At 56.0% G+C, this 12,519-nt stretch carries 10 protein-coding genes; 4 read left to right on the forward strand and 6 right to left on the reverse strand.

The features are described 5' to 3' along the window. Positions 1-47: 47 nt before the first annotated feature. From PGR91_RS03640 to PGR91_RS03660, 5 genes are all read right to left on the reverse strand, one after another. The gene (locus tag PGR91_RS03640) at positions 48-1,247 is read right to left on the reverse strand and encodes an ABC transporter permease (protein ID WP_118656484.1); all 1,200 of its coding nucleotides are present in this window, start codon (positions 1,245-1,247) and stop codon (positions 48-50) included. Between the two features lie 2 nt (positions 1,248-1,249). Next, positions 1,250-2,425 (reverse strand): ABC transporter permease, encoded by a 1,176-nt coding sequence (locus PGR91_RS03645; RefSeq protein ID WP_101571605.1) that lies wholly within the window; start codon positions 2,423-2,425, stop codon positions 1,250-1,252. A gap of 83 nt (positions 2,426-2,508) precedes the next feature. Then, positions 2,509-3,495, reverse strand: coding sequence for an HlyD family secretion protein (locus PGR91_RS03650; protein ID WP_101570877.1), 987 nt, complete (start codon positions 3,493-3,495; stop codon positions 2,509-2,511). Positions 3,496-3,551: 56 nt separating this feature from the next. Further along, positions 3,552-4,988, reverse strand: a complete 1,437-nt coding sequence (locus tag PGR91_RS03655; protein ID WP_101570879.1) for a TolC family protein — start codon at positions 4,986-4,988, stop codon at positions 3,552-3,554. Between the two features lie 12 nt (positions 4,989-5,000). Continuing rightward, on the reverse strand, positions 5,001-5,585 hold the full coding sequence (locus PGR91_RS03660; protein ID WP_118656482.1) for a TetR/AcrR family transcriptional regulator: 585 nt from the start codon (positions 5,583-5,585) through the stop codon (positions 5,001-5,003). 224 nt (positions 5,586-5,809) lie between these two features. Here PGR91_RS03660 and PGR91_RS03665 point away from each other — a divergent pair, with 224 nt between their 5' ends. Next, complete coding sequence (locus tag PGR91_RS03665; protein ID WP_182424237.1) at positions 5,810-8,449, forward strand: Plug domain-containing protein; 2,640 nt, start codon at positions 5,810-5,812, stop codon at positions 8,447-8,449. 76 nt (positions 8,450-8,525) lie between these two features. Here the strand turns inward: PGR91_RS03665 and PGR91_RS03670 are convergent, their stop codons facing one another. Beyond that, on the reverse strand, positions 8,526-9,629 hold the full coding sequence (locus PGR91_RS03670; protein WP_118656478.1) for a dihydrofolate reductase family protein: 1,104 nt from the start codon (positions 9,627-9,629) through the stop codon (positions 8,526-8,528). A 193-nt stretch (positions 9,630-9,822) separates the two neighbouring features. On the opposite strand from PGR91_RS03670, the gene PGR91_RS03675 reads away from it, so the two are divergent. The 3 genes from PGR91_RS03675 (at position 9,823) to PGR91_RS03685 (ending at position 12,515) form a co-directional block, all read left to right on the forward strand. Beyond that, complete coding sequence (locus PGR91_RS03675; RefSeq protein ID WP_101571607.1) at positions 9,823-10,356, forward strand: RNA polymerase sigma factor; 534 nt, start codon at positions 9,823-9,825, stop codon at positions 10,354-10,356. Between the two features lie 4 nt (positions 10,357-10,360). Then, complete coding sequence (locus PGR91_RS03680) at positions 10,361-11,620, forward strand: porin family protein (RefSeq protein ID WP_118656476.1); 1,260 nt, start codon at positions 10,361-10,363, stop codon at positions 11,618-11,620. Positions 11,621-11,759: 139 nt separating this feature from the next. Next, positions 11,760-12,515: a hypothetical protein gene (locus PGR91_RS03685; protein WP_118656474.1), complete on the forward strand. Its 756-nt coding sequence runs from the start codon at positions 11,760-11,762 to the stop codon at positions 12,513-12,515. Positions 12,516-12,519: the final 4 nt, after the last annotated feature.

The following is a 12,519-nucleotide window of genomic DNA, read 5'->3' on the forward strand; positions in this document are numbered from 1 at the left end:
TTAGGATGATTGATCGTTTAACTCTCTGCAATATACGGGCCGAATCGTCACTCCTGTCGGTTCTCCACGCGCCGGATGATATTGCGCATACCCAGGCAGGCCAAGCCGAAATAGACCGCCGTCAATACCCACAGCGTGCACCACTGCACGGAAACCTCGGATAGCGTGGCCCCCATCGTCTGGATTCGCACGAACCCGTCCACGCCGCTGCTACTCGGCACCACCTTCCCGATCGCGTAAAGCCATTCGGGCATACACTCCTTCGGAATCGAAGCCCCGCTGAGCATCAGGAACGGAATCGAAGTAAACAACAGCAACAGCAACGAATTCTCGCGGTAACGGAACAACGTGGATAGAGCGATACCGAGAAAGATGCACGACAGCAGGTACGGCAGCAGGAACAGCATCACCGTTCCCCACGACCCGTTCATCGGATAACCGAAGATCCGGTAGTGAACGCCCAGCACATAGAGCAGCGTCAGGCAGTACACCGACAGGTAGGCGACCGTTTTACCGGAAACCATCGGCAGCACGGCCAGCCGTTTTTCGCCGGCGGGTATCAGCGTCCGGTACAGTTTCAGCTCGCGCCACGTTCCGCCGACCATGCCGATCCCGATCAGCAGCGTCTGCTGGATGATGACCATGATGATGGCCGGCATGATGAAAGTCGCATAACCGCCGGACGGATTGTACAGGTTCTTTACGGAGATCGTCACCGGATTGCTCAGCGCCTCGGCCTGTTTCGGCTGGGCGCCTTTCGAAACGAACCGCACCCACTCCACGTTGCCGTTCGAATGGAGCACGCTGTTCGTGACGTCGAAAAACACCTGCCGGTACATCAGAAAGTAACTGGCGTCGGCATAGATCGCCAGATTCACCTTTTCGGCCCGCTGCAGCTTTTTTTCGTAATCCGACGGAATCACGATCACTCCGTTGACCTTGCGCTGGTAAAACAGCTTTTTCGCCTCTTCGAGACTGGTCGGCTTATAAGCCACGCGCAGGTTCGGCGTCGCATCGAACGAACAGATTATCTGACGGCTCGACGGGGTCTGGCTGTTATCGACGATTGCGATCGGAATGTCGCGCAGCACCTCGTTCTTATAGGCGAACGAATAGGCCGTCGAATAGATCAGGATCGCTCCGACCACGACCAGCAGCACCCCGCCGTCGTGAAAAATATAATGGTATTCGTGACGCAGGATATCGACGAACTCCCGGTATTTTATTTTGAATTTCGATAAACCCATGACTACAACCTCCCCCAGTATTTTTCATCGGTGCAGATCCGCTTCAGCCGCGGCAGCAGGACGACCGGCAGCAGGATGAAAACGGACATGTATCCGAGGTAGTTAATGGTATAGACGGGCGGAGCGCCCCGCATCGCCTGGTCGATGAAGATGTCCACGTAATAGGTCAACGGAAAAACATAACCGATGATCCGTACCGGAAGATCCATCGCCAGGAACGGGAACGTAAGCCCCGAAAAGGTGAACGCCAGCACCGAATACCCTCCGCCGATCGACAGCGACAGCCGCAGGTTGCTCAACAAAGCGCTGATCGCCACGCCGATCGCCTGATAGGCCAGCACGAAGACCAGGCCCGACGCGAACAGCAGCGGAACGCTGCCGTTCAGCGGAACGCCGACGAATTTGAACAGAATGGTATTCATCAGCATACAAAGAGCGAAGAAAATGATCGTATACGGAGTCAGCTTGCCGGCCAGTGCGACGAGCGCATTGTCTCCCGCGGTCGACAGCCATTGCCGCGCCGTGCCGTTCTTCAGTTCCACCCCGATGGTAAACACCGTCGATATCAGCGTAAATATCAACAACATGACCGGCAGAAAAACCGGCAGCAAGTAGTATGTGTAATTGACATAGGGATTGAACAGGACGTGCTTTTCGAAATAGATCGGCATCATCTGCTCGTAGGCTTCCTTTTCGGACAATCCTTTTTTCATCAGCGTCTGGATCTGTATCCCGGAAGAAAAGGTCGTAACGGTCGTCTGGATATCTTTGTTCAGCATACCGTTCTTGGCGAGGTTCAGGTCGTTGATATAAGCCACGACTCCGGTCTGCGTATTGCTGTACACGTTCTTTTCCAGATCGCGGGGAATAAAGACGATCGCATCGATCGTACCCTCCTTCATCATCCGTTCGCCCTCGTCCATACCGGCAATCCGGTAGGCCACTTTCGCCGACGGCGTAGCGTCGATCATCCGGACGAGTTGACGCGACAGCGGCGTATTGTCCTGATCGAGCACGGCTACCGGCATGTCGTGCGGCACTCCGCTGCGGAACAGCACGACGAAGAACAGGAACGACAGGATCGGCAGCCCCACCGAAAGCCTGTAAAAGACCTTGTGGTTGCCGAACGTCCGGACTTCCCGGACAAATACCCGCCAGAATGCTCTGATATATTCCATTTTTTCCGAAATTTGAAACCGCATCTCCGCCGGACGGAAACGCGAACGGCCGCCGGAAATCCGTCGCTCCGGCAACCTCTGATTTACCGGATTTCGTCCCAGTTCACCGTGACGGTCATCCCCGGACGCAAACCGTCGACTTTAGCTACGGGGCGCGCCTTGACCTCGAACGTGCGGATATCGAAATCGCCTTTGGTCCGAGTGGCCGACCAGGTCGCATATTCAGCTTGCACGGCGATATAATCGACCTTTAGCTCGATCGCTCCGCCCAGTCCCGGAACGTAGGCTTTCAGCACCGACCCGATCCTGATTTTCGGCAACAGATCCTCCTTGATATTAAAAGTAATCCACAGATCGTTCATATCCAGCAACGTAATCACCGGATAGCCCGACCCGATTAGTTCGCCTTTTTCGGCGATCACCGACGACACCTCGCCGTCGATCGGCGAATACTGCATCGCATCGGAAATATAGGACTCCACTTCGGAAACGGCTCCCGAAGCCTGGTCGACCAGCGCGGCGGCGGCCTCCCGGTCTTCGCGGCGGGCGCCCTCGACCGCCATGTCGTACTGCGCTTTAGCGGCCGATTCGGTCGTCTGCATCGCTTTCAGGTTCGCCAGCGCTTCGTCGTATTTTTGGGCGGGAACGACTCCCGACTCGTATAGATTTTTCACCCGGTCGAAACTTTTCTGGGCCAGTTCGACCCCCGCCTGCGCTTTTTTCCACATATTCAGCGCTCCCTCGATCTCCTGGATGCGGGCGCCCCGGCTGGCCTTGGCGCTCTGCGCGCCGGCCGCGTTGCGGGCCGCCTCGGCCTGACGCAATTTAGCTTCGACTTCCGGCGTACTGAGCACGAACAGCAGCTCTCCCTTTTTCACCTGTTGTCCCTCTTTCACGTCCATCTGCTCGATACGTCCGGCCAACTTGGACGAGATCTTGATGCTCTTCACTTCGACCTCGCCCTGAATCAGCGTAGGCACGGGCTTGATCGCGAACCAGCAGATCAGCGAAACGGTCACGATCACGACCACGATCCCGATGGTCAATCCGATGACATTACTCTTTTTCATACGATTATTATTTTTACGTTTTTTCTCGGCATTTTTTCAAATACACAGGCCCTTCATCAGTTCGATTCGTCCTCGAACCGGATCGGCATGGCGGCCGACCGTTTGGCATAATCGGAAAACGCCTCGCTGATTCCGGCCGCTTCCAGCAGCCGCGCCAGCATCAGGTCGTAATAATAGGCCGCCTGCAACCGCTCGATCTTGATCTTGGCCAGGTTCAACCGAGCGTCCACGACGTCCGACGACGGAGCCGCCCCCTCCTTGAAAGCCTCGTCCTTGATCCGCAGGTATTCCGTCGCAAAACGATACGAAGCGTCCACCGAAGGGAGTTGCTGCGAATAAGTGACCATTTCGTTGTACAGTTTGTCGATCAGCGTCAACATGTTGTTGTGCGCCTGCTCGCCGACCGCCTCGGCCTGGCGGATCTGCCAGCGCGCCGCGCTGAACTTATACTCGCGGTGCAGACCGTCGAAGATCTTGAACGATACGCCGGCCCCGACGGCCCATTTCGGCATGATCGACGACACCTGGTAATTATACAGCGAAGCGATACCCATCAGCGCCACCTGGGGAGCGAACTCGGAACGCTGCAATCGCATATTCTCGGTCGCAAGGCGTTTCGCGTACGATACCTGCCGCAACAGCGGGTTCCGGTCGAGAGCGCACTGCTTGAAATAATCCGCCCCTTCGATATCGCTGAGGATAAACATATCGCTGGCGGGAGCGACGGATTCCTCGCTGTTGAGCGTGCTGCCCAATGCGCTTTTCAGGGTTTCGACGGTTTTCTGCGCCTTCAGGTATTCCCGTTCGGCCTCGGCGGTATGCACCTCCGCATAGAGCCGCTCGCCCTTGGCGATGATCCCGTTGTTTTCCAGCGCGACCGCATCCGACAAATGGTGGCGCATTCCGTCAAGCACCTGCTTGCGCACTTCGACCACCTGCATCGCAAGGGCGAGTCCGTAATAACGTTCGGTAAGTTCCGACACCAGCCCGTTACGCGCCTGCGTCTCTTTCTGCGCCGCATTTTCGACCTTGATCTTCGCCGCGTTGTTCGCCGCGTTGATCTTACCGCCGGTATAGACCGGAACGGTGATGTTGGCCGCGACGGTTCCGAAACTGCGATCCTGCAGTTTCATCGCCCAATCCTTTGCCAGCAAAGCCTGGGCCTGCTGCAAAACGGCCGGAGGAAGCAGTCCTTCCGGCAAACTGCCGAGGATTCCGCCGACCGGCCCTTTCAGGTCGTTCATGCCGACCGACATGTCGTCGCCCATATAAACATAAGTACCGGTAACGCTCGCCTGCGGCAGTCTCAGTCCGTAAGCCGCTTTCCGCTCCCGCAGAGCCGCTTCCTGTTCATAGGAAGCCGCCTTCAGCTCCGGATTCCGCGTCAGGGTCATCTCCAACGCCTGATCGTAAGTCAACGATTTCGCATCCTGCCCGCAGACTGCCGTCGCAAGCCCGGTAGCAATACTAACCGCTATCCAAAAATTCCTCATACTCCTTGACTGTTATTGAATGGCACTCAATGATATAGCCGTTATCTTTTCGATCAGTCTCCGCTGATCGTCGGTCTCGTCCCCGAAACCGAACTTATACCGCGAAGCAAGGTACTGCATGGGGATTCCGACCAATGCAATATACAAATCTTCAACGGATGTATCGTCACGCAAAACATTATTTTTTCGCCCCACCGCGATCAGCGTATCCCCGATGCTCCGGATCCGTTCCCGGATATCCGGATTGATCTCCACCGAAAAGTCGTTCAGCAGCATGATCAGAAACTTATGTTTCGGGCGGTTAGTCGCAGCGCTCTCGATGATGAACTCCACGATCCCGCGCACGATTTTCCGGATGTCGTTCGTCTCGTCGGCCAACGCATAGATCCGGTCGGTGATCGTCCTGAGCGCATCTTCGAGCAGGTCGTTGATCAGATCGACCTTCCCCGGATAATGACGGTACAGATAACCCACCGAAACGCCGGCCCGTTCGGCGATCGACGCCACGGAACTGTTCAGAATCCCGTGTTCGCTGATGATCTCCACGGAAGCCTCCCGGATCCGATCCAGTTTGGTCATATCCATTTTCTTGGCCATTCCTTTCCGTCTTCGTTAAATAATGAATGAACATTCATTTGTTCGGACTGCAAATATCCAAAACTATTTTGAAAATTCCAACCGAAAATTCTCTCTCAGCCGACATTTTCGATCGTAACGCTTGGATTATACGCTAAAAAGATTTAATTTTATTATTAGTAACGATGTGCGGCACCAATCATGCCGCATATTGTCGAATACACCTAAACCTAAAACTTATTCGTATGAGACTACGCGTTTCCGGGACGACACTCCTCGCCGTGTTTGTTATCCTGCTTTTCGGCTCCTTTTCGGCTTTGGCCCCGGAGCCCGATTTCGGCGGTTCGGTAATCAACTATTTCCAGACCATCGGGAAAACCCCGCAGGAAAAACTGTATCTCCACCTGGACAAGCCCTACTACGGAGCGGGAGAAGAGATATGGTTCCGGGGATACCTGCTGAACGCCATCACGCACATGGACAACAGCCCGAGCAACTACATATACGTGGAACTGACCGACCGCGGCGATTCGGTGCTGCAACGGTTCAAATTCAGGCGCGACTCGCTGGGATTCCGGGGAAGCATCCCGCTGCCGGCCGACCTGCCGGCCGGAGAGTATTACCTGAGGGGATACACCAGTTGGATGCAGAATACCGATCCGGCATTTTTCTACCGACACGGCCTGCAAATCGGCAATTCCATCGTCACCGATATCCTTTCGGAAGTGACCGAACGCCCGGCGCCGGACAACGGAGGCACCCTGCGTATCCGCTTTTTCAACGCTGCGGGCGGCGTGCATTCCGGAATCAAAGTATCGTACGACGTATCGGGCAAAGACCTGAAAACCGTAACGGGGCAGCAAACGACCGACGACAAGGGAGTCCTGACCGTTCAAAACCTGAAACTCTCGCCGGGCAACATGCGCATCGCCGTCAAATTCGAAGACGAAACGCTGGATTATTCGAATACGTTCAACATCAACAATGCTCCGGAAAACGAATACGCCGTATCGTTTTTCCCCGAAGGGGGCAGTCTGCTGAACGGCATAACCCAGCACGTAGCTTTCAAAGCGCAGGCCGCGACTGGATTCTCCCTACCGGTAACCGGTTTCGTAACGAACGCCCAGGGCGACACGCTAACGTCGTTCGCCACCGAACACGACGGCATGGGTACGCTGATGCTGACTCCGGAAGCCGGGCAGCGATACACCGCCGAAACCCGGTCGGAGAAAGGCATCGTCAAACGTTTTCCGCTGCCCGAAGTACGTAGCGACGGAATGGGACTCCAAATGGCTTTCCGCAACGGGGCTATCTTTTACAATGTGCAGAAGGCTGCCGAAGCCGTTTGGCCGGACTCCCTGTTCCTGATCGCGCACCTGCGCGGAGACATCCGGCTGATGCTCCCGCTGAGCGCGGAAAAAACGTCCGGCAAGCTGAGCGGGGACGCCTTCCCGGACGGAATCGTCCATTTCCTGCTGGCGGACGAAAGCGGAACGCCGATCAGCGAGAGGCTGCTGTTCGTCCGCCATCCGGACGCCGTGGAATGGAACGTCGCGACCGACAAGCCGAAATACGGCAAACGGGAACCGGTACGGATGGAAATTTCGCTGGCCGATCTGGGCGGACAACCCGCCGAAGGAGAATTCTCGATGAGCATCACCGACAATCATACCGTCTATCCGGATTCGCTCGGGGACAACATCCTGTCGAATATCCTGCTGACCTCCGACCTGAAAGGGTACATCGAAAACCCCGGCTACTATTTCAACGGCCCGTACACGCCCGCCGTCCAACGCCACCTGGATCTGGTCATGCTGACCCACGGCTGGCGGAGGTTCCGGATCGAAAACCTGACCCAGACACCGCAATTCGAAGCGAAATACTTTATCGAAGCCGGACAGGCCGTATCCGGACAGGTGAAAAATGCGTTCGGCAAGGGAGCCTCCGACGCCTCGATCGTCGCCTATTCGCCCGACTGTTTTATGATGAAACGGGCCGACGAGAACGGACGTTTCCTGATCGACAGCATCCAGTTCAGCGACACCGTATCGCTGATCCTGCAGGCGACCACCCGTAAAGGGGGATCGGGCGTGGATATCCTTGTCGATCCCGAAACGTTCCCCGAGGCCGACAGAATGCCTTTCCCATACGGCAAAGACAACCTGGCCGGCATCGGCAAGTACCTGGCCAACGTCCGCGACAAATATTACAACAGCGGCGGGATGCGGGTCATTCAGTTGAAAGAGGTAATCGTGGAAGCGAAGCAAAAGCAACGGAATTTCTACGCAACGATGGCCGAAAAGACAATTACCAGCGACCAAGTGCCCGTAAACATGCAGAGCCGCCTGGTGACGGACTATCTAAGTACCGTGCCCGGTATTCGGAAACTGTCGGAAGCCAAACTGAGCATCCGGGGAAGCGATATAGAACCGCTGATCCTAATCGACGAAGTACCCTACTACGATAACGACGTATTGACGCGGATATACATGAACGAAGTGAGTTCGATCAGCATTATCAAAGGGGGAAGCGCATCGTTTTTCGGGATCAAGGGCGCAGGAGGCGTTATCAGTATCATGCGTAAAGACGGATCGGAACCCATCGCCGACCTGCCGGCTCCGGGCGTAGCGTTCATCAAACCGCTCGGCTGCCGCACGATCGCCGATTTCTACAATCCGGTCTATGAAACGCCGGAACAAAAGGCCGCATCCAGCCCCGACCTGCGTACGACGATCTACTGGAATCCCTCGCTTCGATTCGACGGAACGGGCAAGGCTTCGGTGCTGTTCTACACCTCGGACGATCCCGAATCGTATCGGATCAACATCGAAGGCGTCACCAAGGAGGGATATGTCGCTCGTTACTCGGCCGATATGGAACAATAATCCCGGTTTCCCAACGTATCAGAGCGGCCCGGTCTCGACATGAGACCGGGCCGCTTTATTCTTATCCGCAAGGACGTTATAACCGGATATGCGCGTTGGCCAGCATCGCTTCCGCCGCCAGATCCCCGATCACGGAGACTTCGATCCCCGCTTCCTCCAACACCGCGGCGCCGCGGCACTGTACGAAATGATCGGGCTCATGGACGGCGAACACGACCCGCGCCATCTTATGAGCCGTAATCAATGCGCTGCATGACAGCGGTTTCGACTTTCGGGTGGAACACGGCTCCATCGAACTGTACATCACGCCGCCTTTCAGGGAAACGCCGGCCTTTTCGGCTTTCAGAATGGCCTCTTCCTCCGCATGGTTATCGGCGGCCGTTTCGCGGCTGTATCCGGTAAATACCTGCCCGGCGGCGGTCACAGCCACCGCGCCGACCGAATAAGCCGAATCCGAACGGGGACAGTCAAACGCCAGAGCGACGGCCTGCCGCAGCCGGAAATAATCGGTTCCCCGCCGACTCAGCGAATAGTCCGTCACGCTCATATCGCCGACCTGCCTAACCTGCAACACCTCCATGCGGCGATCCTTGCCGAACGGAAACGCGCCGGCCCGCACGAAACGGGGCGCGCCGGACTCCCCGACGAAAAACGGCGCCACGGCGATCCGCAGCAGATCGACCCGGTTCCCGGTCAAAAACAGCGTCATCAGCCGGCTTCCGCCTTCCAGAAAAAGGGAACGAATCCCCATCGTTTCCAAAACGCCGACAATTTCCTCCGCAGTCACGGGAACCCCGACCCGAACGACCGTCGCGACCCGTCCGAGCCGTTCCAGTTTTTCGCCCGGCGCGTCCCCCGCGGCGATTACGACTTTATCGCCCGCCCCCGTTGAGAAAAAACGGGATTCTGAATCCAGATCTCCGCTGCGGGTAACGGTCACCTTCACCGGATCGGGACTCATCCCGAGCGACACCCGCCGATGCCGCAGGGAAGGATCTTTCAACAGCAACGAAGGATCGTCGCGGCGGACGGTCTCCGCCCCGACCATAACGGCATCACAACCGGCTCGTAAACGATACACCTCTTGCCAGTCGGCCGGATGCGAAAGCACCAGGCGTCCGGGCGAAGTATCGTCCGTATAACCGTCTGCGGAGAGCGCTGCGGAAGCTTGAACAATCATGTATTTTGGAATGGATGTTTCGACAAAGATGACGTTATTTTTTAAAACGAACAAATTTCATTAAATTTGCACTCGACAGGAACATTAAATACGTCCGGGCTGAAAATATTTCCGGGAAAAAACCGTTATTGATGCAACAAAACCGAACCACTGCGCATCTATTTGAAAGATCGGAGTATTAGCCTGCAATTTGGTGACCGAGAAAGAGCTGATAAAACGCTGTTGTAAGAATGATCCGCGAGCACAGCAGGAACTGTATGAAAAGTATGCACCCAAAATGTACGGTGTATGCTTGCGTTATGCCTGCAACAAAGAGATCGCACAGGATCTAATGCACGACGGCTTTATCACGGTCTTTTCGAAGATAAGCAGTTTCCGCGGGGAAGGCTCGTTCGAAGGATGGCTCCGCCGCATATTCGTCAATACGGCGTTGGGATATCTGCGTAAAACCGATATCGTCGGCCACGCGGCTGAAATAGAGACGGCCGGGCAATTCGGCAGCGCCGAAGCAACCGCCGTGGAACAGATGACCGAAGCGGAACTGCTGCGCTGCATCGCCAAGCTCCCGGACGGCTACCGGGCCGTGCTGAACCTCTTTGCCATCGAAGGATATTCGCACAAAGAGATCGCCGCTATGCTGAACATCAGCGAAGGAACGTCCCGGTCGCAATATTTAAGGGCCAAAGTTTTTTTACAGAAATTACTTCAGAAAGAAGAGATTATATAAAACCATGAAGAGCGATTCGCTGGAAGACGCCTTGAAAAAGAGATTGCAGGATTATACGCCTGCACAGTCCGTACCGTCGTGGCAGCAGATGCAACGACGGATGCAGCTCCATGCGAACGCCCATCCGGAACTGGAAATCCGTCCGAAGCGCAACCTGGGAAGACGTCTCGGATACGGGACGGCCGCCGCTCTGCTGCTAATCGCCGCAGGCATCGGGGTCTACCGGTCGGGACTCCCGTCTCTGCAGGATATCCCGGAACAAACATACACGGCGAGCGGCGGGGACAAGGCGCAACTCCCCGCCCCTGCGAAAGGGAACGATCCGGTGCTGGCCAAACTACTGCAATCGGCCGCCAAAATCGAGGTTATCACCCCGCAGGCCGACGGAAGCGCGACGACCGTACTGGCCGCGAATACCGATTCGCATTCGGGAGCCTCCGATATGCGGAAGACGGCCGCTCCCGAACCCGCGAGCGAAACAACCGTGTCCGACCGGCAAGCATCGCCGCAGAACGAAACGGCGGCCAAAACGGTCGCTCCGAAACGTCTCGCCGATCACAGCCGCCTGTTCGACACGCCGGATCCCCAAAAACGCCGTCCGCGCCACGGATGGATCGCTTCGGCTTTCGCGAACGCTTCGACATTCTCGTCGGCCGCTTCCGGAAGCGGTCCGACTCCGACGCGACTCACGTCGCTGCTCGACGGAAACAGCAGTTTCGCCTATACGAAAGGGGGAGTTCCGGAATTCGGCCGGGGCAACATGGATCACAAGTTCCCTGTTTCGGTGGGACTGAACGTGCGCAAGTACCTGGCGCCGCGACTGGGTATCGAAACGGGGCTGGTATACTCCTACCTGAGTTCGCAGGCCGAGATCGAGGGCGCTTTCAGTTACCGCTACTCGCAAAAAGTGCACTACCTGGGAATTCCGCTGTCGCTGACCTACTCGGTACTGGACAACAAACGTTTCGACATTTATTTCATCGGCGGTTTTATGGCGGAGAAAGCCATTGCCGCACGGGGCACTACGAAAATTTACGACGGTTCGACGCTGGTCTCCTCGGTTACGGATAAACTGTCGGCCAAAGGGCTGTTCTGGTCGGCCCACCTGGGAACCGGGGTCAGCTATAACTTCGCGGATCATTTCGGACTTTTCGTCCAGCCGGAAATCAGCTACTATTTCCGCAATGACCGCCAGCCGCTCTCCTATCGCACCGAAAACCGTTGGAATGTCAACCTGCGAATGGGTCTGCGGTACAATTTCTAACCGGACCGCACGTTTTTACGCTCTCCGAAGCAACGTTTGACAATCCCCTTTCATCTACTTTACAGAACACCGTCCGAAACGACATTGCCCGGACAGGTGCCATACCGAACGAATAGCTAACAAAACAACTTATTTATTCATGAACAAATTTCTGAAAATAACCATGCTGGCGGCCATTCCGCTGTGGGGACTCACTTCGTGTTTGGACGATAACAAATACGCCTATTTCCACCCCAACGAAAGTTGGGGAACGATTGTCGGCACTCCGGAGAATTTCAAAATAGAGACCGACAACGGCAACACGCTCCGGGTAACCGAGAACCTCGACCCGTCTTTCCCCGTGGAAGACAGTCTACGGGTAGTCGCTACGTTCACGCCGCTCGAACAGACGGGCGAGAATAGCTTCGACATCCGGGTAAACGCCATGAAAAAACTGCTGACGAAAATGCCGGTCTACCTGTCGGAACTGACTCCGGACGAAATCGACAGCCTCGGGACGGATCCGATCGACATCGAAAACGCCTGGTTCGGAGCGGGAGAGTACCTGAACATCGAGTTCATCATTTTCGTAAACGATCCGCAGAAAGCCCACTTCCTGAACCTGGTGGTCGACGAGGAAAAATCGACGCCCGAAGAGGTATTCGTCACACTGCGCCACAACGCATTCAAGGACGAAACGCGGCAGAAAGGCTGGGGACGCGTCAGCTTCGACATCGCCGGGCTCGTTCCGGCCGGCAAGGACCAGATCAAAGTCACTCTGCAATGGACCGGATACAGCGGAGTTCCGGACAGCGCGTCGGGTATTTTCAAACTCCGGGAGCAAAACTCGTCGTTCTCCGTAACGCGCCCGGCCGGAAGCAACGATGTCCGTACCAAATCCGTAACCATCCGATAGTTCG

This window comes from Candidatus Alistipes pullistercoris (genome assembly GCF_027665465.1).
Lineage (GTDB): Bacteria > Bacteroidota > Bacteroidia > Bacteroidales > Rikenellaceae > Alistipes_A > Alistipes_A hominis.

What these genes read in the sequence shown, in the direction of transcription:
- PGR91_RS03665 (WP_182424237.1), top strand. Translation starts at nt 5,810, where the DNA reads ATGAGACTACGCGTTTCCGGGACGACACTCCTCGCCGTGTTTGTTATC.
- PGR91_RS03660 (WP_118656482.1), bottom strand. Translation starts at nt 5,585, where the DNA reads ATGGCCAAGAAAATGGATATGACCAAACTGGATCGGATCCGGGAGGCT.
- PGR91_RS03670 (WP_118656478.1), bottom strand. Translation starts at nt 9,629, where the DNA reads ATGATTGTTCAAGCTTCCGCAGCGCTCTCCGCAGACGGTTATACGGAC.
- PGR91_RS03640 (WP_118656484.1), bottom strand. Translation starts at nt 1,247, where the DNA reads ATGGGTTTATCGAAATTCAAAATAAAATACCGGGAGTTCGTCGATATC.
- PGR91_RS03655 (WP_101570879.1), bottom strand. Translation starts at nt 4,988, where the DNA reads ATGAGGAATTTTTGGATAGCGGTTAGTATTGCTACCGGGCTTGCGACG.
- PGR91_RS03650 (WP_101570877.1), bottom strand. Translation starts at nt 3,495, where the DNA reads ATGAAAAAGAGTAATGTCATCGGATTGACCATCGGGATCGTGGTCGTG.
- PGR91_RS03680 (WP_118656476.1), top strand. Translation starts at nt 10,361, where the DNA reads ATGAAGAGCGATTCGCTGGAAGACGCCTTGAAAAAGAGATTGCAGGAT.
- PGR91_RS03645 (WP_101571605.1), bottom strand. Translation starts at nt 2,425, where the DNA reads ATGGAATATATCAGAGCATTCTGGCGGGTATTTGTCCGGGAAGTCCGG.
- PGR91_RS03685 (WP_118656474.1), top strand. Translation starts at nt 11,760, where the DNA reads ATGAACAAATTTCTGAAAATAACCATGCTGGCGGCCATTCCGCTGTGG.